Here is a 26,071-nt window from a genome sequence, read left to right on the forward strand (position 1 = left end):
ATAGTAGTTTCCCGTTCAATTAATAATTATAGCTATGACAATTTTCTACATTTTACTGGGCCTCGAAGTACTTCTCATCATTACTATAACAGTGTTTTTGATGCGGAAAATTATGAAAACGCTACGCAAAAGGAAAAGATAACACCGGTTGCTTTTATCTTTTCTAATTTTCCTTTTTCTGAATTATAACAAATCTTTCACGTAGCTGTCGTTTTACTTTTTGCTTAATTTTGAATACCTTGTTGAAGAAACCAACAACCAGCTAAAATGAGCAAAGAAAGCGATAAATCGACACCCGTCCCTACTCCTCATGACAAGGAACACGCAAGAAACCAGTCTACTGAAGTTGAGCGCAACAAACCCAAATCAAATGTATTATTGATAGTGGTTGCAATTATTGTAGTCCTGGTAATAATCGCAGCCTTCTCCGGCTGGCTTGATTTCTAAAAAAGAGATTGCGCGGATTATAGCGGATTGCGCTGAAAAAGATTGCACGAATTTTGACGAATTCCGTGGATACCTACGGTGTTTGAGGTTTGGTGTTTATTGTTTGTTGTTGAGATTTTCTGGCGAGGCTAATTCAGGGATTTTCGACAATATTCTTTTTTTTAACTACGGAGTTCGAGGAGTTTCAAAAGGAGTTTCACGGAGTAGACAGGAACAGCTTTCCTGTAACCTAACACGTCCCGACTATCCTCTCTCCACTTTCCACTTTCCACTTTCCACTTTTTTCAACCTACAACCTACAACCTACAACTTACAACTTACAACATTTTCAACCGACAACCGACAACCGACAACCGACAACCGACAACTGAGAACCCATTTTCCTTGCCCGCGTAATTTTATTCCAATATTTTAGACAAAAATAAAAATGAGCTTATGAGCAAAACATATTACGATCCTGCCGACCTCAGGAAGTTTGGGGATATTACAGAGTGGAATGAGGAACTGGGCAGCAAGTTCTTTGATTATTACGGGAAGGTTTTTGAAGAAGGAGCGCTGAGTGCCAGGGAGAAATCCCTCATCGCTTTAGCGGTTTCCCACGTGGTCCAATGCCCGTACTGCATAGACGCCTACACCAAAGACGGCCTGGAACGTGGAATTGAAAAGGAAGAAATGATGGAAGCCGTACACGTGGGAGCAGCAATAAAAAGCGGCGCGACGCTGGTGCATGGGGTGCAGATGATGAATAAGTATAAGAAGCTGAGTATGTAGGGGGAGTTGGCGGTTGTCGGTTGTGAGTTGTGAGTTGTGAGTTGTCAGTTGTCAGTTGCCAGTTGAAAATGTTGTAGGTTGTAGGTTGTAGGTTGTAGTGTAGGTTAAAAAAGACCGCTGCGCTCCAAGAATATAGAGTATAGGACGCTTCGCTGTTAGACCTTCAACAAAGTGGACACAGGACATTGAAAAGTTAAGGCGCGCTAGCAGAAGACAGATATTTTTGTCTTGCTTCTTGTCTCTTGACTCTTGGTTCTCCAGAGAACTCCGTGCAACTCCGTGCCCAACTCCATTAACTCCGTGGTTAAATAAAAATTAATCTCGAAGAACAGAAAAATAGAATCGAACCGAACAACAAACCCCAAACAACAAACGTGAGCGCAGCGAACAAACTCCGCAGGCTCTAACGACTAAAGACTAACGACTAATGACTATTTCCAAATCCCTGGCAGCAAGAAAGAACGACCTTTCAAAGCCCGCCAATCAGTTAAAATATTTGAGCAACGGGATCTTTGGGGACGGGGAACTGCCGCTGTTTAAAGATAAGATCGCGCAATCTGGTAATTATCCGTTGAAACCAAAGGCGCTGGAGATCCTGCAGCTTAATCTGGGATATATGTGCAATCAGGTGTGCTCGCATTGCCACGTGGATGCGGGGCCGGACAGGAAGGAGATAATGACAAAAGAGACCATGCTGCAGTGCCTGGAGGTGATCAAAACCACCGGCGCCCATACCCTGGACCTTACCGGCGGGGCACCGGAGATGAATCCGAATTTTAGGTGGTTTGTGGAGGAAGCTTCCAAAGCGGGGATCAAAGACTTCATCGTCCGTTCAAATCTTACGATCATCCTTGCCAATAAAAAATACCACGATCTGCCGGAATTCTTTAAAAAACACAGAGTCCACGTCGTCTCCTCCCTCCCATTCTACAAAAAAGAAAAAACCGATAAACAACGCGGGAACGGAGTTTTCGATAAATCCATAAAGGCGCTGCAAATGCTAAATGCCGTGGGATATGCCCAGGAAGGGACAGATCTCAAGCTCGATCTGGTGTACAATCCCGCAGGAGCTTTTTTACCTACAGATCAGGCTTCCATGGAACGGGATTTCAAAAAAGCGCTGAAGAAGGATTTTGATATAGATTTCAACAGCCTCTTTGCGATCACCAATCTGCCGATTAGCCGTTTCCTGGAGTACCTTATAGCATCTGAAAATTACGAGGATTATATGTACGCCCTGGTGGAGGCCTACAATCCCGTCGCGGTGGAGAATGTGATGTGCACCAACACCATTTCCATAAGCTGGGACGGCTGGCTTTATGACTGCGATTTCAACCAGATGCTGGATATGAAGGTGGACAGCAAGGTCCAACACATAAGCGACTACAACGAAACCCTTCTAAATGACCGGGAGATCCTGATTTCACAGCATTGCTACGGCTGTACCGCGGGAGCAGGGAGCAGCTGCCAGGGAACTGTGACAAAATAAAATTACCTTTGGCTTCTGACTAAAAAACTTCTGGAATTGGCATCTCAGCTTTTAATTATTTTCATCAGGAATCTGCAACCCGGCAGGGTCAAGACGCGGCTGGCTGCCGATGTGGGCCACGAGGCGGCGATGGATATCTACAAATTTCTGCTTCAACATACCCACGGCATCACCAAAGACCTGCCTTACGATAAAGTAGTTTATTATTCCGAAAACCTTCAGCAGAACGATATTTGGGAAGAAGAGGCTTTTCAGAAAAAAGTGCAGCGGGGTAAAGACCTGGGGGACCGAATGCAGCAGGCTTTTCAGGAGGCTTTCAGCAGTGGCTATGAACAGGTGGTTATAGTTGGAAGTGATATTTACGAGCTTTCTTCCGAAGAAATAAAACAAGCCTTCAGCAGCCTTAAAGAAAATGATTATGTCCTGGGACCTGCCAAAGACGGCGGATACTATCTTCTGGGAATGACAAAACCCACGCTAAAAGTTTTTAAGAATAAATTCTGGAGTACATCTTCTGTATTGGAAGACACTTTAACCGACCTTAAAAATGAGCAGGTTTTTTTGCTGAAGGAATTAAACGATGTTGATACCTTTGAGGATATTAAGGAGCATAGGGATTTTCAGAAATTTTTTCAACATTTAAAGAAATGATCAAACAACTACACGAAACTACAGATTACCTCATAGATAAAGGGTTTGATAAACCTGAAATAGGCATTATCCTGGGCACCGGCCTGGGGCAGCTGATAGACGAAATTGAGATCCTCAAAGAGGTGAGTTACAATCATATTCCCAATTTTCCCACAGCCACCGTGGAATTCCACCGAGGGAAACTCATTTACGGACTTCTGGCAGGTAAAAAAGTGGTGGTGATGCAGGGAAGGTTCCATCTTTACGAAGGTTATACCCAATTTGACGTGACCTATCCCGTGAGAGTGATGCACCTGCTGGGAGTTAAAAAACTCCTGGTTTCCAATGCGTCCGGCTCGTTAAATCCCGATTATAAAAAAGGAGAGCTTATGTTGCTGGATGATCACCTGAATCTTCAGCCTGGTTCTCCTCTCGCTTTCAAAGGTGTGGACAAAATGGGTACCCGTTTCGTCGACCTTAGCGCACCTTATAATGCTGAAATGAACAGCATCCTCGAGGAGATCGCCAGAGAAAATAAAATAAAACTGCACAAAGGTGTCTACGCCGCGGTCCTTGGCCCCCAGCTGGAAACCCGCGCAGAGTACCGATACCTGAGGATCATAGGAGCCGATGCCGTGGGAATGAGCACCGTCCCCGAAGTGATCGTCGCCAATCACCTTAATTTACCGGTTTCGGCCATCTCGGTAATAACAGATGAAGGCAACCCCGACAATCTGCAGCCCGTAGACATCCAGGAAATTATCGCCATGGCCCAGCAAGCCGAGCCGCAGATGATCACGTTGTTTAAGGGGTTGATTAAACGAATTTAAAGGTTTTTGTCATTCTGAGCGTAGTGAAGAATCTCAACTCCCGGTGCAGCAGGAAGAGACCGTTGCTTACATACAACGGCCTCTGGCGCTCATCTCACAATACGCAAATCCGCTTCTCTTACCGCAGATGTTCATTGGAAAGCGATGGCGATAATACACCGCAAGAGATCCTTAGTCGCGCGAAAAAGCGCTCCGCAGGATGACAAAAAAGGGAGGTTTGTCATTCCGAACGCGTAAAGGAAGAAAAAAGCCGAAAATTATTATCTTTCAATATGCGCATTCAAGGTCATCACACATATTATGTCTACATCCTCACCAACCAGCATAAAACTGTGCTGTATACAGGAGTGACAAACGATCTAAGAATTCGTTTGCAACAGCATAAAGAAGGTGCTGAAAAAAGAGAACAGTCTTTTACCGCGCGATATAATTGTTTTTTTCTGGTGCATTATGAGAAGTACACCTGGATCCAGGAAGCAATAGCACGGGAGAAGGAAATAAAGTCTTGGACGAGGAAAAAGAAAGAGGAACTAATTTCAAGAAATAATCCGAAATGGGAATTTTTGAATCATCATTTTTTCATTAACCTTTAATATCGGGATTAAATTTCCCGCTTGTCATTCGAACGAAGTGAGGAATCCCTACAGCCGGTGCAGCGGGAAGAGACCGTTGCTCACATAAAACGGCATATGGCGCTTAACCAGAAAAGCGCAATTCGCTTCTCCTTCCGCAGATGCATCTGGGAAATCGACAAAACTCATTCACCGCCCGAGATCCTTAGTCGCGCGAAAAAGCGCTCCGCAGGATGACAAAAAATGGGTGGTTTGTCATTCCGAACGAAGTGAGGAATCCCTACAGCCGGTGCAGCGGGAAGAGACCGTTGCTCTCATACAACAGCTTATGCCGCTCATCTCACAATACGCAAATTCGCTTCTCCTACCGCAGATGCTTTCAGGAATGCCACAAAACTCCTTCACCGCAAGAGATCCTTAGTCGCGCGAAAAAGCGCTCCGCAGGATGACAAAAAATGGGTGGTTTGTCGCGCGAAAAAGCGCTCCGTAGGGTGACAAAGAGAGGGAAAGAAGAAAAATCTCACCCCCCATTCAACCCCCAGTCATACTCAAAAAACCCCACTTCACGCCCAGCAGGAACCGGCGTTTTCCTAAACTGGTTAACATATTCAATCAATGATCCCCCACCCCGGGTGAAATCATCCTTATACCATTTCATGATTTCAGAAAATAGCACCCTGTCTCCCTGCACCCTCACAAAACTGGGATCATTCAGGGCTTTTTCGGTTTGGGATTGCAGCTGTTGTTCCAGGGTTTCCGGCAGGTAGGCGCGGGAGAGCAGCGGCGGACAGCCTTTTGCGGCGCATACCAGCACAAAGTGGAACCGCGCTTCCTCCGGGAAATTTCCGAACAGGACCTCGTGTTCAACCTCATCCAGGGTGAGGCTTTTACCGCCAAGGCTGTGAACTCTTTTGTCGAAGAACCCCTCAATTTCCATAGGGGAAGCCACGGGATATTCCTGCACGATCCCGTTGATCGTGGCGAGGTTATAGGCATTGATCCAGAAGGCTTTGAATTCGGCTTCATTCTCCAAAGGGATACGGGTTTTTTTCGCCACTGCCAACAATTCATTCAATGCCTTGGGATTCTGCTGAATTTCTGCGTACTTTACCTGTCCGTTATGTGTGTATTGCTGAAAGAAATCATCAGCCAGATCAAAGAAGCGGGAATGCTCCTGGGCTGAAATTTCAGCAGTAAAAATTAAGAAGCACAGGAGCAGAATAAACTTTTTCATATATACATTTGTTAAGAATCAACGTCATACCTATTCCTTCAATGTCAATTTTTTCGGTCTTCTAAATTACTCATTTCTATGGATCATATTGTTATAATAGGCAACGGAATTGCAGGGATCACCGCAGCGAGGCACGTGAGGAAATTTTCTAACCACAGGATCACCGTGATCTCCGGCGAAAGTGATCATTTCTTCTCCCGCACCGCCCTTATGTATGTTTTTATGGGCCATATGAGATACGAACATCTCAAACCATATGAGGACTGGTTCTGGAAAAAGAACAGGATCGAGCTGAAAAAAGCCTGGGTAGAAAAGGTGAATTTCGATGAGAAAACACTTCACTTCTCATCTGGGGAACCTATGAAATATGATAAACTGGTGCTTGCCACCGGTTCTTCCTATAAAACCTTTGGCTGGCAAGGAGAAGATCTAAAAGGGGTGCAGGGGCTCGTAAGCTTGCAGGATCTGGACCTGCTGGAACAGAATTCTGAAAACTGCCAAAGGGCGGTTATCATTGGCGGCGGACTCATAGGCGTGGAAATGGCAGAGATGCTGCACACCCGGAAAATTCCCGTTACTATGCTAATTCGTGAAAACGGATTCTGGGGAAATGTATTACCAGAGCAGGATGCGAAGATGATCTCCCGCCACGTGGAAAGCCACGGCATTGATCTTAGGCACAACACCAACCTGGAGAAGATCATTGGTGATGATAACGGAAGGGTAAAAGCTGTTCTTACTGCTGAAGGAGAAGAGATTCCCTGTGATTTAGTCGGCTTATGTGTTGGCGTAAAACCGAATATCAACTTCCTGAAGAACAGCAAACTGGAAACCGATGCAGGGATCCTGGTCGACGAGTACCTGCAAACGAATCTTCCGGATGTTTATGCGATAGGCGACTGCGCCCAGCACAGGGAAACACCGGCTGACAGGGCTCCCGTGGAAGCTGTTTGGTATACCGGCAGGATGATGGGGGAAGCCCTGGGGCAAACCCTCACCGGCACCAAGATGGCCTACAATCCGGGACACTGGTTCAATTCGGCCAAATTCTTTGACATTGAATATCAAACCTACGGCAGGGTGTGGGCACAGGAGAACGAAAACCACCGCCACTTCCACTGGCAGCACCGGGATGGCACCAAAGGGATCACTATAGCCTTTGATCCTAAAAACAACCGATTCCAGGGCATCAATACTTTCGGAATAAGAATGCGCCACGAGATTTTTGACCGCTGGCTTACAGAAGAGAGAAGTCTCCAGCATGTCCTGGCGAACTTAAGACTTGCCAATTTTGATCCGGAGTTTTATGACAGGTATGAAAAGGAGATATTTGGTAGTTTTAGGGAGAGTATGGTGGGGTGAGTATAATTTCGAAAAGCCTGGACCTCACAGGTTTTTTTCCAACCTGTGAGGTCTCTTTAGAAAGATGAAAAATATAATTCTTGGAGAAGTGGGAGAGAAAAATATAGCCTTCTTTCTTATAAATTATCTATAAATTAATTCCTAAGGATATTTCAAAACTCACAGTTCTAAAACCCAGACCTCACAGGTTTTTTCCAACCTGTGAGGTCTTTTTAGAAAGATAAATAATATAGCTTCAGAGAAGGGGAAAGAAAAACATGATCTTATTTCTTCCAAATAATCTTTATATTAACTCTTAAGAATATTTCAGACCTCACAGGTTCTTGAAACCTGTGAGGTCTACTAAAAAAGAATATTTCAATAATGAAATACGAACCTTTAGTTGCAGATGGATTTTACCACATTTTCAATCGCGGCAATAACCGGGAGGACATTTTCATTGAAAACAGAAATTATTCATACTTCCTTAGACTTTTAGATAGACACATTACCCCTGTTGCAGATATCTATTCCTACTGCTTATTAAAAAATCATTTTCATTTACTGGTTCGCACAAAAGAGGAAATTGAGGGGCAACTCATTTCCAGGGCTTTTTCAAACTTATTTAATGCTTATTCCAAGACTATAAATATAGCCTATGAAAGAAGAGGAAGCTTGTTTCAGGATAGATTTAAAAGAATAAGAATTCAGGATGAGGATTATCTTAGGACTCTTGTTCTTTATATTCACATGAATCCTGTAAATCATGGAATGATTTCAGACTTTTCTTTATATAAATATTCCTCATATTTACCTTTGGCTTCAGGGGAGAAAAGTTTCGTAAAAACCGAAGAAATTTATGAATTATTTGGTGGTCGGGAAGATTTTATAAGTTGCCATAATTTAAGGCAGGAAGAAATAAAAGAGATGGAAGGTTCAAAGTTCCTGGAGTAAGAATAGATTTCCATCTTGAGGACGCTCCAGACCTCACAGGTTTTTGAAACCTGTGAGGTCTAATTACGAGGATAGTTTGATTTTTTTTAAGGGAACCAGCGATCGATCAGTAATATCTACTTGCGAGGATAATTTTATTGTTTAAGACAGGTAAGAAACCGATCTTCGTAGAACGTGAAAACCTCGCTGTTGCTTAAAAGCTTTGAGGTGAATACGAAATATAGATTACAATGAACAAACCAGAAAATAACATGTCACTAACCGGGGATGCGCCCGCGGCGATCTCTACTACTCAAAAGATAGCAACCGCCATTGGGCTGGTAGGATTGTTTATTATGGTGTTGTCCATTGCCAATGTGGAATTTCCGAATAAAACCCTTTTCCTGATCCTTTCCCTGGGAATGATAACCGCAGGCACGGTGATCTTTGCCAATGACGCTTACCTGGGAAAACACGCGGGAATTAAGAATGATGGCGTCTGGTTCAAATCCAATACTTCCCGCGGATTCTGGGCCTGGATCGTAGGGATCTCCCTCACCCTGTTTTACGTAATTCTCTATTGGTATCCTGAGTACCTGGGTTTACGGGAAGACGGTGAAAATACCGGGATAATAGCACTTTTTGACCCTTTGAGCCGACTCATTAGCGGCCACGGCGCGAGTCAGTGGTTTGTTTACGGGACGCTCTATACATTAGCAATTCTCATCTTTGGATACAAATTCATCCTGAAATACCGTCACAATAAATATGAGATCTACAGGACCTATTCGGTCATGTTCTTCCAGCTGGGATTCGCGTTTTTGATCCCGGAGATATTGATGAGATTTAATCAGCCTTACTTTAATCCGGCCAACATCTGGCCTCTGAACTATGATTTCTTTGCAGGCTATAAGATGAGCGAATTTTTTACCGCCGGAAATATCGGGATGATGATGTTCATTTTTGGGATAATTTCAATTTTTGTGATTACTCCTATCCTCACTTATAAATACGGAAAGCGCTGGTATTGCTCCTGGGTTTGTGGCTGCGGCGGACTTGCAGAAACGGCCGGCGATCCTTACCGGCACCTTAGCGATAAAAGCAAATTTGCCTGGAATGTAGAGCGTTGGGTAATTCACAGCGTCCTGGTATTTGTGGTGGTAATGACCATTGCGGTTATTTATTCATATCTTATGGAAAACCCCGGAGGAGGATGGTTTACAAAGGACATTTTCCTTTGGAGCTCTGCAGGTTTTTTAACCCTCATCTTTGCTCTAATTATGATCTTTAAAAGAGAACAGCTGGCCAAAGATGCCAAAATGGGAGCCATAGGCTACTTCGCTATCATCATGTCCATTATCGCCATAAACTACTTCAGCGGAAATTACCGGATTTTCTTTTTCGATGGCCACCAACTTAGAGCCTGGTACGGATTCCTGATAGGAGCAGCATTTTCAGGAGTTATAGGGGTTGGTTTTTATCCCATTTTCGGAAACCGGGTTTGGTGCAGGTTTGGTTGCCCTATGGCTGCCGTCCTGGGAATGCAGCAACGACTTTTCTCAAAATTTCGCATAACTACCAATGGCGGACAGTGTATCTCCTGCGGAAATTGCTCCACCTACTGCGAGATGGGGATCGACGTAAGGGCATATGCTCAAAAAGGAGAAAATATAGTCCGTTCCAGCTGCGTTGGCTGCGGAATTTGCGCGGCGGTATGTCCGCGTGGAGTTCTTAAACTCGAAAATGGCAGCCGTGAAGACAGGATAAATTCTGAAGAAGTGCTACTGGGAAATGATGTGGATCTTATGACTTTGGTGCACCAGAAAAGTGAGCGGACGAAGGATTAAATGCTTCGATCCTTATATTTAGACACTGGAAAGAAGCCGGATTTCTTTTTTCAGCTCTGGTAAATATCTCTTTAAAATAACCCACACAATTGTATTATCGATGCTATCATACCCGTGGACCAGTCTGTTTCTAAAACCTATAATCTGCTTATCGCTTTGAATTGAAAAATCGGGTTGAATTTGCTTCAATTTATTTAAAGCTTCTCCAATAATTACTAATTGTCTTTCTACAGCGCTTTGAGTTTTTAAATCTGTATTATAAATTTCGAAATTTGGTGTGTCAGCTATGAAATTTTCAATCAGGTCGATAGCCAATAATATATCAGATAGATACTTCCTGCCTTTCTCCGTCATAGATTAAAATCTTAGTCGCTTCAATATTTTTTCTTAGCACCGAATTCTTGAGAGAAGAATCAGTCAATAAATCAACTTTTTTTTGAAAGAAATCTTCAAATTCATTCCATATAGCCAACAACTTTTCTCCTTTTTCCAGGGGATCGCTTTCCTCGATTTCAATTAACAAATCTATATCACTGGAATCTTCATCAAATTGATCTGTAACAGCAGAGCCAAAAGCATATAATTTTTTCACATTATATAACCTACAGAGAGCTATAAACTCTTCTATATTCGCCTTTATGTTCTCCTCCATATTCATATAACTAAGATAATCAATTTATTAATGGTCTTAAGGAACATTTTCTTAATCCATTATGGTGTAGAAACAAAATCAATAAATCCCCTTCCCAAACTCATACCCTAATTTCTCCTTAAGTACCACAGAAGAAATGATCTTCCCCTTAGAAGGCGTGGTTTGATCAAATTCCGGAATTGCCAGGTTCTTTTCTCGGGACACGCGGCTGTAGTAGCTTTCTTTGGAAGGATGTTCCGGGTAGGCGGCATTGAGGATCTCACCCCAGATTTCATTCTCGATTAGAGCTATGAGAATTCCAATGCAATCTTCCTGATGTATTAGATTCACCGGTGCCTGCGGATCTTTAATCCCCTCCCTGCCCGCAAGAAAATTAACCGGGTGCCGGCCGGGGCCAATGAGTCCGCCGAATCTAATAATACTGGTCGTGAATTCTTCACTGTTCCTGAGGATATTCTCGGCAGCCATAAGCTGCTGCGAGTTATTGCCACTGGCGTTTGGAAGATCATTTTCTGTGTACTCCGGCAGGTCTTCTCTGTCTTCATAGACAGAAGTACTGCTCACAAAAATCACCTTTTCTACTCCGGACTTTTCTATATATGCTTTTAACCTTCCTATCCTGGCGGTGAAGTCGGCATCGGGGTCTTTACGCAGCCCGGGCGGGATGTCGATGATCAAAAGATCGGCATCTGATAAAAAAGCTGTTAGATCACCCTGCACCCCGTCTTCGTAGAGTTTTATTTGATAGGGAGTAATACCTTCAGCAGTAAGTGTATCCATCTTCTCACGGGTGGTGGTGCTTCCTTTTACAACATGCCCCTGCTCCACCAGCTTTTTAGCTAATGGCAATCCCAGCCAGCCACACCCCAGTATCGATATATTCATATGTTTATTAAAATTAGTCGTTAGTCGTTAGACGTTAGTCGTTAGTCGTTAGATGTTAGATGTTAGACGTTCGATGTTAGACGTTAGTTTTAAATTTGCTTTTTGTTTTAAACTTTTACCTCTTCTCAGTTTTTCCAGGTGCTGTAAAACAAAACTTTATCCAGATCGAAATGCCAATTATTTATTACCAAAATCTCCGGTAATCATTGTGCTTTCTTCTCTTCTCTCTATTCTCCTGTCTTTTGTCTTGGTTCTTGGTTCTTGGTTCTTGATCCCTGATGCTAGTCAACCTGCTCAAAGCGAATTTCCTTTTTCACGATCACCGCATCATTAAGAACAAACGGCCTCGGCATCATATATTTCTCCCTTGGTTTTACGCCCAGGTCCGAATTTTCAAGCAGATCATAGCTGGATTCGTACAGGGTGAATTCCGGAGTTTTCTCACTATCCAGACTGAACTCAATGCTAAGAGTGTCCCTGTTTGCAACGTGATAAGTCAGCAGCCTGTTGTGCCATCTCTTGCTATGAATATGGAATTGATTTGCACCCAGGTAAACCGAATCGGCTTCCAGACGGTTCACGCGAAATTGTTCAAAATTGAGCTCTCTTGGTGCATAAAGTTCCATCCTGTGCACTTTGCGGTTGGGCACTATTTTTAGGCTATAGCGGTGTGTGCCGGACAAACTGTCTTCCCCTTCTCTGCGCATGATAATCCCCGGCTCTGCCAGCTCCACTACCGGTGCTTTCGTTTTAAAGGTAAACCCGGAGCCGTATTTGCTGCTGAATTCTTCTGCTTCAGTTATGATCACCGGGTCCTCCCCAAAATAAACTTTGGTCCAGTCATCTACCAGCCTGTCATAGGAATTCCAGCTGGCCGTTTGCTCATCGGCATTGTACAGGTAAACGAGGCTGTTGGGCTTCTGCCGATCTTCAGTAAAAGAAGATTTAAAATGCGCAGTGATAAAAGCCGCATTAAATACCAGAAAACATAACAGAGCCATTGCTTTTTTCCGCTTAAAGAACAGGAATACAGGAAGAAAAAGACTGAATAAAAATGCCGTTATCAAAGCCGATACAAATACTATCTTAAGACCCAGTGCCACGGTAAAGGTCACTACAAAAGGCATCAATATTATTAGTGCCGGTAGGCCCAAAAGGAACATTAGAAACAGGTTAGGCCTCTTTTGTCTTATCATTACCCAAAGCTGCACCAACCCGAAATAAAACGGAATGATGAAATATGCCGCCCCCGGGAGATAAAGTGCCATAAGTGCGCATAGCAGCAGCCAGAAGAGAAGCGGAAAAACAAAATTATTTGCTGCCGTATTAGTTTTTCCAAAGCTGTTATAAGCGAGAAAACACAAGGTAAGAGCTATGAAAATGGCTGACGTGATATAATAATAACCGTTATAGGTAAACCCATGCTCCATTTCACGGTATTCGGGATATATAAAAAGTACAAATTGCCATAAAAGATATACCAGCAGGGCACCTCCTGCCACACTAATGAGGTAAGGCACTGCTCCTTTAAGAATTCCTGCCGGGCTAATTTTCTTTTTTGCAATTCCGTAGCCCACTACCAGCAGGAAAAGGACAGTGGCGAGCAGCAGCATTGGCATTATCCAGGAAAAGGGATAGGTAATCAATTCACCGGGAGGCACTGAAAAATAAATAAGATCCTCTTCGGCATCCAGAGCAGTAAGATCTGCATCCTTAAAATAATTGAGCAAAGGCATTAAGTAGCTTCCCTGGTGCGCCAGGGTTTCCTTATCAAGGTTTGCGGGAATATCATTGGCTGTATGATAATCATAATGATCATCTATAAAGGCGAAGTTGAATCCGTTGATATCACCTTGTTCCCGTAACACAGTAAGATCGGTATCATTTGGCAACATCTTGTAAACGCTGTAGGCCAGGGAATTTGTTGCAGGATATGCAGGTGCCGCACCTTTGAATTCCTTTATCAGGCCTGCATTCCCGCTGTTTGTTTCCAGCAGCATAAAGGAGTTCCCACCACTGCCCCTGGCTTCGAAATTCAGGGCCAGGCCAGCATTTGCCGCCCAGGGATGTTCTCTTACAAACAATTGGGCTCCCAGCAGACCTACCTCCTCCACATCTGTAAAAAGGAGGATAATATCATTGAAATGAGATTCTCCCGTAGCGAGGAATGCCCTTATCCCTTCGAGGATAGTAGCTACCCCACTTGCGGCATCACTGGCACCATAAGAGGAATGCCCGGCGCTGTCATAATGGGACATAAGGACAAGACTTTTCCCTGTACCATCTCCCGGGATACGGGCAAGGATGTTACGGGCATAGCTTAAGGCTCCATTTCTATTAAGACTGTAACCTGCTTGTGTTTGCACCTCCAACCCCATTTTCTGCAATTCATCCACAATATAATTTCTCACCCTGCTATGTGCCGGGCTGCCTACAAAATGTGGTGCTGTGGACATTTTTTCAACAAGTTCAAAGGCCCGGGAGGTGGAAAAAGCTGTTTCGGGAGCATCGGCATCTTCAGAATAAGAAGGCATGGAATAATTAAACAGGTACCAAACAGTGAGCAGGAGGAGTATAAATACCGCGAGGGGTGAAAATTTCTTCAGCATAAAGATTTAAAATAGGATGGTTTAAAGATAATTAAGTAATATTTAATAAAAGAAAAAATGGAGTTTTGAAGGGAAATCAAAAAAAATGTTTATATTATTAAGCTATAAATCAAAAACTTAGGGTTATGGGAATTAAAAGTTTTCAGGGAAGAAGGGCCGAACCCGAAAAAGTAGAAAGCGCGCCAATTTTGGTAGAAGATTACATGACACGGTCCCTTATCACCTTTAAAAAAGACCAGCTGGTCATAGAGGTCATGCAGGCGCTACTTGATAATAAGATCTCCGGGGCACCGGTGGTTAATGAGAACAATGAGCTGGTAGGGATAATATCGGACGGGGATTGTATGAAACAGATCTCAGAAAGCAGGTATTATAATATGCCTATTGGTGATATGCAAATTGAGAAGTATATGGATACAGATGTGCAAACCATAGACAGGAAAATGAACATTTTTGATTGTGCATCCCTCTTCTACAAGCATAACTGCCGCAGGTTTCCAATTGTAGAGAACGGGAAGCTCGTTGGGCAAATAAGCCGTAAAGATATTCTTTGTGCGGCAATGGACCTGCGCAGCCAGAACTGGCATTGCTAGGTGCGCCTAACTAAAGCATAATATTCACCTTCAAGGGCCAGATATCCCTGGTCATAAACAAAGTAATAAATGTTACCAGTTTTGGTAGTATAGATGCTTGTAAAATATTCGAAGCTAAAACCTTTGGCCAGCAATTTCGCTTTGCTGGCCTTTGTTTTATCTGTGGGATTTAATTCCTCCAGGATGCGATAATTTTTCCTTAAGCGGTTATTTATATTTCGTACAAGGTTCGTTTTGTCCTTGTTCATTTTATTGTTGTATGCATTGCGGCAATAATCGCTGCAGAATTTCTTATCTACGCGACCTACGATTTTTTCCCCACATTCCAAACAATCTTTTTGCATCTTTTAAAGATATATAAAATTTTAAAATTTTATCTTTTTCACATATCCTTAACAGTTAGATTTACGGTCAGCTTCAGCAGCCGCCTGCCTTTCACTTCAATTATAATGGGGAATTATCAAAAGCGGCCGGTAACCTTTAGGATTCTTTTAAACCATATTTAATACAATTTCACACTACCCTCCTTTACCTTTGAGACACGCGGCTCATTAAAAGCCTGCAGAATAAAAAATGGCCTGCACCCCCTGGCCACTACCCTCAAAATTTTTATTGTGAACTCCGGAAGGATTTGAAAAAATTCGTTCCGGTAAAATCCTGCTTTAAGCTAAAGGAAGCCCCCGCAACTTAATTATTAAAAATAAATAATGATAGCAAAAGGCTTACCTCATACAGCATTGATCACCGGCGGAAGCAGCGGGATAGGACGTGCTATCGCTGAAATTTTTTCTGCGGAAGGTTTTAAAGTTGCCATTGCCGATAAAAGGGATTTCCCGGGCAACCTGAAGGACCTGAAGTTTAGAAAGTGTGATGTGGGGAATGCTGAAGATATTGAAAAACTCTACTCCTGGTGCACGACAGAGATAGGCCATCCAGAGATCCTGGTGATCAACGCCGGGCGGGGTATACAGGAAAAACTAACCGAAGGGGATCCTGAAAAATGGCAGGAGATCATCAACACCAATCTCATGGGAGCCCTAAGATGCATAAGGGCATTTGTGCCCAACATGATGAAGGAACAGCGGGGAAATGTGGTGATCATTTCTTCAGTTTCAGCAGGACGACCTCATCCTTACGGTGGGGTCTACTCGGCCACAAAAACCGCCCTGGAAATAGTGGCAGAAACTCTCCGACTGGAGACCCTTCCGCATATAAATGTCACCGTGGTAAGCCCCGGGATCACAGATACCGCATTTTTTGAAAATCAGGTGTCCGGTCAAACTTCTGTTGAGCAGCTCAACATGGGAGCAATTTCCCCGGAAGAAATCGCGCAGGATGTACTGTATGCCATTAAAAAGAAAAAAGGAACAAGTATAAATAAAATTATAACCCGACCCCTCGAACAAAGTTTCTAACCTAACCAAAAAAGAACTTAGATGAGTAAATTGATCTTAATAACGGGAGGAGCAGGATTCATAGGATCACATCTGGCAGATGAATTACTAAACACGGGCTACCGCGTGAGGGTCCTGGATAACCTGAGTGAGCAGGTGCATGGAGAAGCTGCAAAGCGCCCTTCTTACCTACACGAAGAGGTGGAGTTGCAGGTAGGGGATGTACGAAATCCCGAAGATGTAAAAAAAGCCCTTAAGGACGTACAGGTCGTTTTTCACCTTGCAGCTATGGTGGGAGTAGGACAAAGCATGTACCAGATAAAGGATTATACAGATGTGAACAACCTGGGAACAGCAGTGCTCCTGGAGGCCCTAATTGAGAACCCGGTGGAGAAACTTGTCGTCGCTTCAAGTATGAGTATATATGGCGAAGGCCTGTATCAGGATGCGCAGGGAAAAACTTATATGGAGTGTGAGAGAAAACTGGAAGATCTTAAGGAAGACCGTTGGGAAATGTACCGTGAAGACCAAAAACTCGAACCAATACCCACGCCCGAAGATAAAAACCCGAATTTATCATCTGTCTACGCTCTTTCAAAATATGACCAGGAACGGCTGTGCTTAATGACCGGAAAGGCCTATAATATCAATACCACCGCCCTGAGGTTCTTTAACGTATATGGCACCCGGCAGGCTCTTTCTAACCCATATACCGGCGTTCTTGCCATTTTCGCCTCCCGCTTGCTCAACGATAACCCTCCCCTCATTTTTGAGGATGGAAAACAAAAAAGAGATTTTATTCACGTAAAGGATGTAGCCCGCGCCTGTAGGTTGGCAATGGAAACCAATGAAGCCGCCAGGGAGGTATTTAATATTGGAAGCGGAAATCAATATACCATAACCCACATAGCCAATAAACTGGCAGCGGTGATGAACAAGGATATCGAGCCGGAAATTACAGGAAAATACCGGGTTGGTGATATACGCCACTGTTTTGCCGATACAACTAAAACCAGGGAACTCCTGAATTTTGAACCAAAAGTGAATTTTGAAGAAGGATTGCTGGAACTGGCAACCTGGCTTAAGGACCAGATAGCTACAGATAATGTTGACAAGGCCAGCACCGAATTGTCTACAAGAGGTCTAACTGTATAAATGAAGTGATATGAGCGAGAGCAGAAAGGAAAATACAACGACTACAGTAGGGATCCTGGAATGGTTTCGTCCCGGGGAATATGAAGAAGTAAGAAATGCCATTCAGGATCTAAAGGCCCTTGGCATATCTCATTTAAGAACCGGGATCTCCTGGGCCGACTGGTATGTGGAAGGAACCCCGGAATGGTATGACTGGCTCTTCCCGGAGTTAAGTGAACATGTAGAGGTCCTGCCCTGCTTCTTGTATACTCCGCCTTCCATTGGAGAAATGGAAAAAACCTCCTCCCCTCCAAAAAACTTAAAAGCCTATGCCGATTTTATTGACCTTATGATCACACGTTACGGGGAGCATTTTGAGTGGGTAGAGCTGTGGAATGAACCAAATAACAAAGTAGAATACGATTTTACCCTGGATTATTCCTGGACCAAATTTTCCAGGATGATCACTATGGCGGCGTATTGGGCTAAAAAACAGGGAAAGAAAACCCTCCTGGGGGAATGAGCCCCATAGACCCAAATTGGTTGCAAATGATGATAGAGCATGGAGCCCTGGAACATATAGATGCCGTGGGGATACATGGATTTCCCCATGTATTCGATCAGCAATGGAAGGGATGGGAGGTTAATATAAAGGCGGTACAGGATGTTCTGGAGAAATATAGCATGAAAAAAGAGATCTGGATCTCTGAAGTAGGTTTCTCTACCTGGCAGAATGATGAAGTAAAACAATTTGAGGAATTTACAAAGGTAATAGGAACCCGCGCAAATAGGATTTACTGGTACAGCCTGAAAGACCTGGATCCAAAAAATGCCACTGTGGGTGGATTCCATCTGGATGAAAGGGAATACCATTTCGGACTTAAAAGAGCAGATAACTCCCCGAAACTTCTTTATAGATTATTAGAGACCGGAGGAGTTGAAAATATCCAGGAACATAAATATATTTCTAAACACTATGAGGTTAAAGAGCAGGAGAAATATAGCCTTATTACCGGCGGAGCCGGTTTTATTGGGACCAATCTGGCTGAACGCCTGTTGGGAGAAGGAAAAAGGGTAATGGTTTACGACAGTCTCTTTCGTGATGGAGTGGAGCAGAATTTAAAATGGCTGCAACAGGAGTTTGGAGATAAATTGATCATCCAGATTGCCGACATCAATGAAAAGAGATTACTTGAAGAAAGCGTAAAATACGCTTCACAAATTTTTCACTTCTCCTCACAGGTTGCCGTCACCACCTCCCTCACCAATCCTACTCTGGACTTCAAGGTAAACCTGGAAGGAACTTTCAATCTTCTGGAAGCCATTAGGAAAACAGATCATCAACCCCCGCTAATTTTCACCTCTACCAATAAGGTTTACGGCAATCTCAACGATGTGGAGATGATCCCAAATGAAACCAGGTACCACCCTACCGATAAAGACATTGAACAGAATGGAATAGCAGAGGACAGACCTTTGGATTTCCATAGCCCATATGGCTGCTCCAAAGGTGCGGCAGACCAGTATATCCTGGATTACTCCCGTTCCTACGGGCTTAAGACCACCGTCTTTCGCATGAGCTGCATATATGGCCCCCACCAATTTGGAACAGAAGACCAGGGTTGGGTGGCACATTTCCTAATAAGCGCTTTGGAGGACAAACCTCTTGTGATCTATGGAAATGGGAAACAGGTAAGGGATATCCTGTTTGTAGAAGACCTTGTTGATGCTTTTATAGCTGCAGGTGAAAATATAGAAAAACTCTCAGGGGAAGTTTTCAATATAGGAGGCGGTCCTGGGAATACAGTAAGCCTCCTGGAGATCCTTGACATCATAAAAGAACAAACAGGAAAAGAAATGGATATCTCCTTTGAGGAATGGCGTACCGGGGACCAGCTTTACTACGTCTCAAATACCTCTAAGTTTCAACAGGCAACCGGATGGAAACCCAAACATACTGTGGAGAAGGGTATCCAGCTTTTACAGGAATGGCTGGAGGAGGCACGGGGGTTAGAAAATAAAAAGAATAATCAAACAACCTCAAACGCATTTGCTCTATGATATTAAGCCCCACCTTACAAAAAATGCCACCTGTACAAAATAAAGATGATTATCGTGCGGCGGTGATAACAGCACCCGGAGAAGTGAAAATTAAAGAATCACACTTACCGGAACCAAAGGAGGATGAAGTACGCATTAAAATTGAAGGCTGCGGGATTTGCGCCTCTAACATCCCGGTGTGGGAAGGCAGGGACTGGTTTGAGTATCCAATCCCGGCAGGCAACCCCGGTCATGAAGCCTGGGGGATTGTAGATAAGGTGGGAAGCAATGCGAAGAATTTTACACCGGGGGAAAGGGTCACAGGCCTCTCCTATAATGCTTATGCTACTCATGACATTGCAAAAGCAAGCGACCTGGTGGTTCTGCCCGATTTTCTGGACAACAAACCCTTTCCCGGCGAACCATTGGGCTGTGCGATGAATATCTTTTCAAGAAGCGATATTCAAAAAGGACAAACCATTGCCGTAGTGGGAAGTGGATTCCTTGGATTATTATTGATCCAGCTGGCAAAAAGCGCAGGTGCCAGGGTGATCGCGATCTCCAGAAGGGATTTTTCCCTGGAAATGGCAAAAAAAGCCGGGGCAGATGAATGTATAACAATGGATGATCATTACCAGATCATAGAAAAAGTGAAGCAAATCACAGAGGGTAAATTTTGTGAGAGGGTTATAGAAGCCACCGGGAAGGAATGGCCACTTAATCTCTCTATAGAACTCACTGCTGAAAAGGGGAAACTCATAGTCGCCGGGTTTCACCAGGACGGGATGCGCAGCGTAAATGTGCAAATGCTAAACTGGCGGGGAATAGATATGATCAATGCACATGAGCGGGAGCCCGAAAAATATGTTGAAGGGATCAAGGCCGCTATAGATGCCATACAGAAGCAGGAAATGGATCCTTTCCCCTTCTTTACCCACGGCTATTCCCTGGAAGAAATGGACGCAGCCTATAAAGACCTTACAGAACGGCAGGATGGTTTTATCAAAGGGGTAATTATTAATAAACAGTAGCGGAGGGGGAAAAGAATCAAGAGACAAGAAACAAGAGACAAGACAGGAGACAGGAGACAGGAGACAGGAATTTATATGAAAAACTCTATCAGAAATTCATTGTTCAACAAAAGATAATTTAGAATCCAGGCTTGGGCAAAGCCAAAAACTTAAATAAAATAAGAATGATCGCAACCAAACCGGAGAATAAGAAAAGTAAGGAGCTTGCCCTGGGGTTTGTGGGGGTAGGATGGATAGGCAGGAACAGGATGGAAGCCATCCTACGCGATACCGGGAGCAAGGCATTTGCAATTGTAGACCCTGAATTAGAAAACGCAGCAGAAGCAAAAAAGCTAGCACCTAAAAGTTGCCATCTCGACTCCCTGCAAACAATGCTGGAGGAGGAACAACTGGACGGGGTGGTAATCGCAACCCCCAGTGCTATGCATGCAGAGCAGAGTATTGAAGCTCTTAGAGCAGGCAAGGCCGTTTTTTGCCAGAAACCCCTTGGCCGTACTGCTAATGAAGTGCGGGAGGTGGTTGAAGCCTCCTGGCAGGCTAATCAACTCCTGGGGGTCGACCTTTCCTACAGGTATACCAAAGCTTTTAAAGCTGTCTATGATCTCATCAAGGCAGGGGAGATTGGGGAGGTATATGCAGTGGACTTGATATTCCATAACGCTTATGGTCCTGATAAAGATTGGTTCTACGACATCAAGAAGTCCGGTGGAGGGTGTGTTATGGACCTGGGGATCCACCTGGTGGACCTGGCGCTGTGGACGCTTGATTTCCCGGAAATAAAAGATGTGAGAAGCAGGCTTTACCACCAGGGAAAAAAACTTACCTCCTTTGAAGAGCAGGTAGAGGATTTTGCCAGCGTAAACATGGTTTCTGCCCGGGACACCAACATACATCTGGAATGTTCCTGGCACATTTCTGCCGGAAGGGATGCCGTAATAGAAGCCAAATTCTATGGCACCAAAGGGGGAGCGGCGTTTAAAAACATCAATGGCTCCTTCTACGATTTTACAGCTGAAAAATATAACGGCACCCAAACTGAAACGCTTGTGGCACCACCGGATGACTGGAGTGGTCGCGCCGGGGTGGTTTGGGCAAAAGAATTATTGGAAGGAAAAAAACACGATCCTGAAGCAGGAGAAGAATTTATAAGAACCGCAGAAATAATAGACAGAATTTATGGAAGATAGACTTACAATTTTGATGACTACAGATACCGTGGGAGGCGTATGGACCTATTCCATAGAATTATGCAGGGCCCTTGAAAAAGAAGGGGTTTTTATACACCTGGCGGCTATGGGAAACTGGCCTTCAAAAGAACAGGAAGAAGAAGCGGCTGCACTGGAAAACGTTTTACTGTACAAGAGTGACTACAAACTGGAATGGATGCAGGATCCCTGGGAGGATGTGGAGCAGGCAGAAAAGTGGCTCAATTCCATTTACCACACAGTACAGCCTGATATTTTGCATTTTAATAATTATGCGCACAGAAAGGAAGACTGGTCCTGCCCTACCATTACCGTCTTCCATTCCTGCGTGCAAACCTGGTGGCAGGCGGTGAAAGGAACTTCTGCCCCCGCTATCTGGAACAAGTATACCAATCTGGTTTCAGAATCGCTGAATACTTCAGATATGGTGGTGGCACCTACAAAAGCAATTATGAAAAAGGCTATAGCCACTCATTCTATTTCTACAGACACGAGGGTGATCTACAACGGCAAGGACCTGCAACCTTCAGCAGATAATGAAAAAGAAGATTTTATACTTTGTATGGGCAGGATCTGGGATGAGGCCAAAAATTTGCAATCACTTTCCGGGATGGCGAAGGACCTGCCCTGGCCGGTTTATGTGGTAGGAAACAATATAAATCCAGATACCGGGGAAGCCGTTCTTATTGAAAATGTAAAATTCCTGGGGGAACTCCCACAGGAAGAAGCTCACCAGTGGCAGCAGCGGGCGAAGATCTTTGTTAGCCCCACCATATATGAACCTTTTGGTCTTGCTATCCTGGAAGCAGCAGCATCGGGTTGTGCACTGGTGCTTAATGAACTGGATACTTTAACTGAACTATGGCAGGATACGGCTGTTTTCTTTGATCCTGAAAATAATACAGAAGCGAAAAAACTGATCCTTCAGCTTAATGGAAATGAAAGCTTCAGAAGTGATATCGCAAAAAAAGCAATGAAAAGGGCTGCAGATTTTTCAGCAACAAAAATGGCGGCAGCCTATACTGAAACATACAGAGAACTCCTGGCAAAGAGAGAATTTGATCACGACCTCAGGGAAGAGGGTAAAACTACCACCCAATAAAACACAGCTATGAAAATCATAATGTTCTATCATTCATTGTATTCTGACTGGAACCACGGCAACGCCCATTTTTTAAGAGGTATCGTCAGGGAGCTACAGCAAAGAGGGAATGATGTGGAGGTCTATGAACCAGAGGGTGGATGGAGCCTGAATAACCTCATCAAGGACCACGGGGCAGAGAAGATGGATGAGTTCCGTAAATATTATCCGGGTTTGAGTCCGCAATTCTATAATCCTTCAAAGCAGTTGAATTACGAGGGGATACTGAGAGATGCAGACCTTGTCATTGTACACGAATGGAATGACCCTCAAATGGTGGCGAATATTGGAAAGCAAAAGGAAAAATATGGTTTTAAGCTGCTCTTTCACGATACTCACCACAGGGCGGCATCTGCCCCCGAAGAAATGGGGAAATACGATTTTAGCAATTACGATGCGGCCTTGGTATTTGGAGAGGTTATTAAAAATATCTACCTGGAAAATAAATGGATCAGCAATGTCTTTACCTGGCACGAGGCTGCAGATGCAGAGCTTTTTAAACCGGTACGCGATCTGGAAAAAGAGGGGGACCTGGTGTGGATAGGAAACTGGGGTGATAATGAACGTACAGAAGAACTGATGGAATTCCTCATAGAGCCTGTAAAGGAATTAAAGCTGAAGGCAAAAGTTTACGGGGTAAGATATCCTGAAAAAGCTAAAAAAGCCCTTGCAGACGCGGGGATAGAATACGGCGGGTGGCTGCCGAACTATAAAGTCCCGGAAGTTTTTTCCAGGTATAAACTTACGGTCCACGTTCCCAGAAGGCCTTATGTGGAAATGCTGCCGGGAATTCCCACAATTCGGCCATTTGAAGCTCTTTCCTGCGGCATCCCGCTCATTTGTTCCCCATGGCAGGATGCAGAAAATTTGTTTACCCCGGGAGAAGATTACCTCCTGGCAAATGATGGCAATGAAATGGGTTACAGAATAGCAGAGGTGCTCAAGAGCGCACAACTGGCCCAAAGCCTGTCACAAAACGGCAGAAAAACCATCCTGGCCAGGCACACCTGCGCCCACCGTGTGGATGAACTGGAGGAAATAATCACCCAGATAAATAAACAGTACCCTTACACCCAAAAATCTGGAACAAATGGATAATACGAAACTTAAAATAGCATTCTTTGGCTCCAGCATAGTCTCTGCCTACTGGAACGGTGCGGCGACCTATTATCGGGGCATTGTAAAAGCCCTGGGAAATATGGGCCATGAAGTCACTTTTTATGAACCTGATATTTATGAAAGACAAAAACACCGGGATATAGAAGATCCCGAATATTGCCGGGTAGTGGTATATCCCGATGATGAAGTAACCCTCCGGGCATTGCTGCGCGAGGCATCTGAAGCAGACGTGATCATCAAGGCCAGTGGCGTGGGTGCTTTTGATGAACTTCTGGAATTTGAAGTCAGTCAATTAAAAAAAGAAACCAACCTCATCATCTTCTGGGATGTAGATGCCCCTGCCACCCTGGACAGGATAGAGAAAGACAGGAATGATCCCTTTAATGATCTAATTCCAAAGTATGATCTTGTGCTCACTTATGGAGGAGGACAGCCGGTAATAGATGCCTATGAAAAGAATGGTGCAAAAAAGTGTATTCCCATTTACAATGCGCTGGATACAGACACTCACTTCCCCGTGGAGCCTCAGGAAAAATTTATGGGAGACCTGGTTTTCCTGGGTAATCGTTTACCGGACAGGGAGCAAAGGGTAGAAGAATTCTTTATTAAACCTGCACAAAATTTACCAGATAAAAAGTTCCTCCTTGGCGGCAGTGGTTGGGATGATAAGCCCCTGCCGGAAAATATAAAGTACCTGGGCCATGTGTATACCAGGGACCACAATGCTTTTAACTGCACTCCAATGGCCGTACTTAATATAAGCCGGGACAGTATGGCCAAATATGGCTTTTCCCCTGCAACAAGGGTCTTTGAGGCTGCCGGGGCTGCGGCCTGTATCATTACAGATCACTGGAAGGGAATAGAAACTTTTTTTGAACCTAATGAGGAGATCCTGGTAGTAAAAAACGGTGAAGAGCTGGAAAAAATACTTGGAGAATTAACCCCGGAGAGGGCACGGGAAATAGGTGAGGCTGCCTATAAAAAAGTTCTTGCAGCCCACACCTATGAGCACCGGGCAGCACTACTGGAAGAGGTGATCTCCAGGAGATTATTTGGAGAAGAGAAAACAATAGATAACCATTAAAGACATTAAGAAAAATGAAATTTGTGATCATAGGTCTTTCTGTTACGTCCTCCTGGGGAAATGGACATGCCACCACCTACCGCGCCCTACTCCGGGAGCTGGCAAACCTGGGACATGAGATCCTGTTCCTGGAAAAAGATGTGCCATGGTATTCCGGCCACAGGGATATGCCGCAACCCACATTTTGTGAGCTTGGACTATACAAGACCAATGAAGAACTTAAATCAAAATACAGAGAAGCAGTGGCCGGTGCAGATGTCGTCATCGTTGGCTCCTATGTGCAGCAGGGAGTAGAAGTTGGAAACTGGGCCATAGATACGGCAACCGGAGCCACTGCTTTTTATGATATAGATACCCCGGTAACGCTGGCAAAACTTGAGCGGCAGGATTACGAATACCTGGATCCCGCCACTATTGGCAGGTACGACATGTACCTTTCTTTCTCCGGCGGGCCAATTCTGGAACACCTGGAACAGCATTATGGTTCCCCTATGGCAAAAGCCCTGTATTGCTCTGTAGACACTAAACTATATTTTCCAGAAGAGCAGCCCCTTAAATGGCAAATGGGGTACCTGGGAACTTACAGCGATGACAGGCAACCCACTGTAGAAAATTTGCTAAACAAGGCGGCAGCTCATTTCCCTGAAGAGGAATTTGTAGTAGCCGGTCCGCAATATCCAAAAGACATCTCCTGGTCCCAGAATGTGCAGCGCATTGAGCACCTGCCGCCGGCACAGCACCGGAAATTTTACAATTCCCAGAAATTCACTCTTAATGTTACCCGGGAGGATATGATCAAAGCAGGTTACTCTCCCAGCGTACGGTTATTTGAAGCAGCAGCCTGCGGGGTGCCTATAATTTCTGATCATTGGGATGGGATTGAAAGCATCTTTGAACCGGGAAAGGAGATCCTTATTGCCCACTCTACTGAAGATGTACTGGAATATTTCTTTAATATTTCTGAAGAGGAGAGAAAACAAATTGGGATCAATGCCCGAACTAAAGTCCTGAAGTACCACACTGCCAAAGCAAGAGCAAGGGAACTGGTAGATTATGTAGATCAATTAAAAGAAACAAGCAAAGTATAAAT

26 protein-coding genes are annotated in these 26,071 nt (G+C 44.2%); 20 read left to right on the plus strand and 6 right to left on the minus strand.

Going from position 1 to position 26,071, the window contains the following annotated elements; translation table 11 throughout:
- Positions 1 to 267 precede the first annotated feature (267 nt).
- The 6 genes from FHG64_RS07775 to FHG64_RS07800 all read left to right on the plus strand — a co-directional run bounded on the left by FHG64_RS07775 (position 268) and on the right by FHG64_RS07800 (position 4,760).
- Positions 268 to 447, plus strand: a complete 180-nt coding sequence (locus FHG64_RS07775) for a hypothetical protein (protein ID WP_139065868.1) — start codon at positions 268 to 270, stop codon at positions 445 to 447.
- A gap of 435 nt (positions 448 to 882) precedes the next feature.
- Complete coding sequence (locus FHG64_RS07780; RefSeq protein ID WP_139065869.1) at positions 883 to 1,218, plus strand: arsenosugar biosynthesis-associated peroxidase-like protein; 336 nt, start codon at positions 883 to 885, stop codon at positions 1,216 to 1,218.
- Between the two features lie 427 nt (positions 1,219 to 1,645).
- A complete protein-coding gene (gene arsS / locus FHG64_RS07785; RefSeq protein WP_139065870.1) occupies positions 1,646 to 2,707 on the plus strand; it encodes an arsenosugar biosynthesis radical SAM (seleno)protein ArsS in 1,062 nt (353 codons plus the stop codon).
- Positions 2,708 to 2,743: 36 nt separating this feature from the next.
- Positions 2,744 to 3,358: a TIGR04282 family arsenosugar biosynthesis glycosyltransferase gene (locus tag FHG64_RS07790; protein ID WP_139065871.1), complete on the plus strand. Its 615-nt coding sequence runs from the start codon at positions 2,744 to 2,746 to the stop codon at positions 3,356 to 3,358.
- Positions 3,355 to 4,167: a purine-nucleoside phosphorylase gene (locus FHG64_RS07795; protein ID WP_139065872.1), complete on the plus strand. Its 813-nt coding sequence runs from the start codon at positions 3,355 to 3,357 to the stop codon at positions 4,165 to 4,167. The genes FHG64_RS07790 and FHG64_RS07795 overlap by 4 nt, the downstream gene beginning before the upstream one ends.
- Positions 4,168 to 4,439: 272 nt before the next feature.
- Positions 4,440 to 4,760: a GIY-YIG nuclease family protein gene (locus tag FHG64_RS07800; RefSeq protein ID WP_139065873.1), complete on the plus strand. Its 321-nt coding sequence runs from the start codon at positions 4,440 to 4,442 to the stop codon at positions 4,758 to 4,760.
- 499 nt (positions 4,761 to 5,259) lie between these two features.
- On the opposite strand, the gene FHG64_RS07805 is transcribed toward FHG64_RS07800, so the two are convergent.
- Positions 5,260 to 5,973 carry a DUF547 domain-containing protein gene (locus FHG64_RS07805; protein ID WP_168191333.1) on the minus strand — a complete coding sequence of 238 codons (714 nt, stop codon included), beginning with the start codon at positions 5,971 to 5,973 and terminating at the stop codon, positions 5,260 to 5,262.
- A gap of 78 nt (positions 5,974 to 6,051) precedes the next feature.
- Between FHG64_RS07805 and FHG64_RS07810 the strand changes: the two genes are divergently transcribed.
- From FHG64_RS07810 to FHG64_RS07820, 3 genes are all read left to right on the plus strand, one after another.
- Positions 6,052 to 7,335, plus strand: a complete 1,284-nt coding sequence (locus FHG64_RS07810; protein WP_139065874.1) for an NAD(P)/FAD-dependent oxidoreductase — start codon at positions 6,052 to 6,054, stop codon at positions 7,333 to 7,335.
- Positions 7,336 to 7,698: 363 nt separating this feature from the next.
- Positions 7,699 to 8,268 carry a transposase gene (locus FHG64_RS07815; RefSeq protein WP_139065875.1) on the plus strand — a complete coding sequence of 190 codons (570 nt, stop codon included), beginning with the start codon at positions 7,699 to 7,701 and terminating at the stop codon, positions 8,266 to 8,268.
- Positions 8,269 to 8,498: 230 nt separating this feature from the next.
- Positions 8,499 to 10,094: a 4Fe-4S binding protein gene (locus FHG64_RS07820; RefSeq protein WP_139065876.1), complete on the plus strand. Its 1,596-nt coding sequence runs from the start codon at positions 8,499 to 8,501 to the stop codon at positions 10,092 to 10,094.
- 18 nt (positions 10,095 to 10,112) lie between these two features.
- On the opposite strand, the gene FHG64_RS07825 is transcribed toward FHG64_RS07820, so the two are convergent.
- The 4 genes from FHG64_RS07825 to FHG64_RS07840 all read right to left on the minus strand — a co-directional run bounded on the left by FHG64_RS07825 (position 10,113) and on the right by FHG64_RS07840 (position 14,240).
- Positions 10,113 to 10,448 (minus strand): HepT-like ribonuclease domain-containing protein, encoded by a 336-nt coding sequence (locus FHG64_RS07825; protein ID WP_139065877.1) that lies wholly within the window; start codon positions 10,446 to 10,448, stop codon positions 10,113 to 10,115.
- Complete coding sequence (locus tag FHG64_RS07830; RefSeq protein ID WP_174760399.1) at positions 10,417 to 10,746, minus strand: nucleotidyltransferase family protein; 330 nt, start codon at positions 10,744 to 10,746, stop codon at positions 10,417 to 10,419. The genes FHG64_RS07825 and FHG64_RS07830 overlap by 32 nt, the downstream gene beginning before the upstream one ends.
- Before the next feature lie 78 nt (positions 10,747 to 10,824).
- A complete protein-coding gene (locus tag FHG64_RS07835) occupies positions 10,825 to 11,631 on the minus strand; it encodes an SDR family oxidoreductase (protein ID WP_139065879.1) in 807 nt (268 codons plus the stop codon).
- Between the two features lie 281 nt (positions 11,632 to 11,912).
- On the minus strand, positions 11,913 to 14,240 hold the full coding sequence (locus FHG64_RS07840) for a M28 family peptidase (RefSeq protein ID WP_139065880.1): 2,328 nt from the start codon (positions 14,238 to 14,240) through the stop codon (positions 11,913 to 11,915).
- Positions 14,241 to 14,365: 125 nt separating this feature from the next.
- Here FHG64_RS07840 and FHG64_RS07845 point away from each other — a divergent pair, with 125 nt between their 5' ends.
- Positions 14,366 to 14,833 (plus strand): CBS domain-containing protein, encoded by a 468-nt coding sequence (locus tag FHG64_RS07845; protein ID WP_139065881.1) that lies wholly within the window; start codon positions 14,366 to 14,368, stop codon positions 14,831 to 14,833.
- On the opposite strand, the gene FHG64_RS07850 is transcribed toward FHG64_RS07845, so the two are convergent.
- The gene (locus tag FHG64_RS07850; RefSeq protein ID WP_139065882.1) at positions 14,830 to 15,177 is read right to left on the minus strand and encodes a hypothetical protein; all 348 of its coding nucleotides are present in this window, start codon (positions 15,175 to 15,177) and stop codon (positions 14,830 to 14,832) included. The genes FHG64_RS07845 and FHG64_RS07850 overlap by 4 nt on opposite strands.
- A 363-nt stretch (positions 15,178 to 15,540) precedes the next feature.
- Between FHG64_RS07850 and FHG64_RS07855 the strand changes: the two genes are divergently transcribed.
- The 10 genes from FHG64_RS07855 to FHG64_RS07895 all read left to right on the plus strand — a co-directional run bounded on the left by FHG64_RS07855 (position 15,541) and on the right by FHG64_RS07895 (position 26,069).
- The gene (locus tag FHG64_RS07855) at positions 15,541 to 16,248 is read left to right on the plus strand and encodes an SDR family oxidoreductase (RefSeq protein ID WP_139065883.1); all 708 of its coding nucleotides are present in this window, start codon (positions 15,541 to 15,543) and stop codon (positions 16,246 to 16,248) included.
- 21 nt (positions 16,249 to 16,269) lie between these two features.
- Positions 16,270 to 17,382 carry an NAD-dependent epimerase/dehydratase family protein gene (locus tag FHG64_RS07860; RefSeq protein WP_139065884.1) on the plus strand — a complete coding sequence of 371 codons (1,113 nt, stop codon included), beginning with the start codon at positions 16,270 to 16,272 and terminating at the stop codon, positions 17,380 to 17,382.
- Between the two features lie 10 nt (positions 17,383 to 17,392).
- Entirely contained in the window at positions 17,393 to 17,884 is a 492-nt protein-coding gene (locus FHG64_RS19405; RefSeq protein WP_218937564.1) for a hypothetical protein, read from the plus strand.
- Positions 17,881 to 19,422 (plus strand): GDP-mannose 4,6-dehydratase, encoded by a 1,542-nt coding sequence (locus tag FHG64_RS07865; RefSeq protein WP_218937565.1) that lies wholly within the window; start codon positions 17,881 to 17,883, stop codon positions 19,420 to 19,422. Before FHG64_RS19405 ends, FHG64_RS07865 begins: the two co-directional genes overlap by 4 nt.
- 23 nt (positions 19,423 to 19,445) lie before the next feature.
- The gene (locus FHG64_RS07870; RefSeq protein WP_139065885.1) at positions 19,446 to 20,432 is read left to right on the plus strand and encodes an MDR/zinc-dependent alcohol dehydrogenase-like family protein; all 987 of its coding nucleotides are present in this window, start codon (positions 19,446 to 19,448) and stop codon (positions 20,430 to 20,432) included.
- Positions 20,433 to 20,596: 164 nt separating this feature from the next.
- On the plus strand, positions 20,597 to 21,619 hold the full coding sequence (locus tag FHG64_RS07875; protein ID WP_139065886.1) for a Gfo/Idh/MocA family protein: 1,023 nt from the start codon (positions 20,597 to 20,599) through the stop codon (positions 21,617 to 21,619).
- The gene (locus tag FHG64_RS07880; RefSeq protein ID WP_139065887.1) at positions 21,609 to 22,739 is read left to right on the plus strand and encodes a glycosyltransferase family 4 protein; all 1,131 of its coding nucleotides are present in this window, start codon (positions 21,609 to 21,611) and stop codon (positions 22,737 to 22,739) included. The genes FHG64_RS07875 and FHG64_RS07880 overlap by 11 nt, the downstream gene beginning before the upstream one ends.
- 9 nt (positions 22,740 to 22,748) lie before the next feature.
- Positions 22,749 to 23,876, plus strand: coding sequence for a CgeB family protein (locus FHG64_RS07885; RefSeq protein WP_139065888.1), 1,128 nt, complete (start codon positions 22,749 to 22,751; stop codon positions 23,874 to 23,876).
- The gene (locus tag FHG64_RS07890; protein ID WP_139065889.1) at positions 23,869 to 24,981 is read left to right on the plus strand and encodes a CgeB family protein; all 1,113 of its coding nucleotides are present in this window, start codon (positions 23,869 to 23,871) and stop codon (positions 24,979 to 24,981) included. The genes FHG64_RS07885 and FHG64_RS07890 overlap by 8 nt, the downstream gene beginning before the upstream one ends.
- 14 nt (positions 24,982 to 24,995) lie before the next feature.
- Positions 24,996 to 26,069 carry a CgeB family protein gene (locus FHG64_RS07895; protein ID WP_139065890.1) on the plus strand — a complete coding sequence of 358 codons (1,074 nt, stop codon included), beginning with the start codon at positions 24,996 to 24,998 and terminating at the stop codon, positions 26,067 to 26,069.
- Positions 26,070 to 26,071: the final 2 nt, after the last annotated feature.

This window comes from Antarcticibacterium flavum, assembly GCF_006159205.1.
GTDB classification, from domain to species: Bacteria; Bacteroidota; Bacteroidia; order Flavobacteriales; family Flavobacteriaceae; genus Gillisia; species Gillisia flava.

Excerpts from the sequence above, each read along its gene's own strand:
- FHG64_RS07860 (WP_139065884.1), top strand. The coding sequence starts at position 16,270 with ATGAGTAAATTGATCTTAATAACGGGAGGAGCAGGATTCATAGGATCA.
- FHG64_RS07855 (WP_139065883.1), top strand. The coding sequence starts at position 15,541 with ATGATAGCAAAAGGCTTACCTCATACAGCATTGATCACCGGCGGAAGC.
- FHG64_RS07805 (WP_168191333.1), bottom strand. The coding sequence starts at position 5,973 with ATGAAAAAGTTTATTCTGCTCCTGTGCTTCTTAATTTTTACTGCTGAA.
- FHG64_RS07820 (WP_139065876.1), top strand. The coding sequence starts at position 8,499 with ATGAACAAACCAGAAAATAACATGTCACTAACCGGGGATGCGCCCGCG.
- FHG64_RS07850 (WP_139065882.1), bottom strand. The coding sequence starts at position 15,177 with ATGCAAAAAGATTGTTTGGAATGTGGGGAAAAAATCGTAGGTCGCGTA.
- FHG64_RS07840 (WP_139065880.1), bottom strand. The coding sequence starts at position 14,240 with ATGCTGAAGAAATTTTCACCCCTCGCGGTATTTATACTCCTCCTGCTC.
- FHG64_RS07775 (WP_139065868.1), top strand. The coding sequence starts at position 268 with ATGAGCAAAGAAAGCGATAAATCGACACCCGTCCCTACTCCTCATGAC.
- FHG64_RS19405 (WP_218937564.1), top strand. The coding sequence starts at position 17,393 with ATGAGCGAGAGCAGAAAGGAAAATACAACGACTACAGTAGGGATCCTG.
- FHG64_RS07845 (WP_139065881.1), top strand. The coding sequence starts at position 14,366 with ATGGGAATTAAAAGTTTTCAGGGAAGAAGGGCCGAACCCGAAAAAGTA.
- FHG64_RS07865 (WP_218937565.1), top strand. The coding sequence starts at position 17,881 with ATGAGCCCCATAGACCCAAATTGGTTGCAAATGATGATAGAGCATGGA.
- FHG64_RS07890 (WP_139065889.1), top strand. The coding sequence starts at position 23,869 with ATGGATAATACGAAACTTAAAATAGCATTCTTTGGCTCCAGCATAGTC.
- FHG64_RS07795 (WP_139065872.1), top strand. The coding sequence starts at position 3,355 with ATGATCAAACAACTACACGAAACTACAGATTACCTCATAGATAAAGGG.
- FHG64_RS07825 (WP_139065877.1), bottom strand. The coding sequence starts at position 10,448 with ATGACGGAGAAAGGCAGGAAGTATCTATCTGATATATTATTGGCTATC.
- FHG64_RS07815 (WP_139065875.1), top strand. The coding sequence starts at position 7,699 with ATGAAATACGAACCTTTAGTTGCAGATGGATTTTACCACATTTTCAAT.
- FHG64_RS07835 (WP_139065879.1), bottom strand. The coding sequence starts at position 11,631 with ATGAATATATCGATACTGGGGTGTGGCTGGCTGGGATTGCCATTAGCT.
- FHG64_RS07800 (WP_139065873.1), top strand. The coding sequence starts at position 4,440 with ATGCGCATTCAAGGTCATCACACATATTATGTCTACATCCTCACCAAC.
- FHG64_RS07870 (WP_139065885.1), top strand. The coding sequence starts at position 19,446 with ATGCCACCTGTACAAAATAAAGATGATTATCGTGCGGCGGTGATAACA.
- FHG64_RS07885 (WP_139065888.1), top strand. The coding sequence starts at position 22,749 with ATGAAAATCATAATGTTCTATCATTCATTGTATTCTGACTGGAACCAC.
- FHG64_RS07810 (WP_139065874.1), top strand. The coding sequence starts at position 6,052 with ATGGATCATATTGTTATAATAGGCAACGGAATTGCAGGGATCACCGCA.
- FHG64_RS07830 (WP_174760399.1), bottom strand. The coding sequence starts at position 10,746 with ATGGAGGAGAACATAAAGGCGAATATAGAAGAGTTTATAGCTCTCTGT.
- FHG64_RS07780 (WP_139065869.1), top strand. The coding sequence starts at position 883 with ATGAGCAAAACATATTACGATCCTGCCGACCTCAGGAAGTTTGGGGAT.
- FHG64_RS07875 (WP_139065886.1), top strand. The coding sequence starts at position 20,597 with ATGATCGCAACCAAACCGGAGAATAAGAAAAGTAAGGAGCTTGCCCTG.
- FHG64_RS07880 (WP_139065887.1), top strand. The coding sequence starts at position 21,609 with ATGGAAGATAGACTTACAATTTTGATGACTACAGATACCGTGGGAGGC.
- arsS (WP_139065870.1), top strand. The coding sequence starts at position 1,646 with ATGACTATTTCCAAATCCCTGGCAGCAAGAAAGAACGACCTTTCAAAG.
- FHG64_RS07895 (WP_139065890.1), top strand. The coding sequence starts at position 24,996 with ATGAAATTTGTGATCATAGGTCTTTCTGTTACGTCCTCCTGGGGAAAT.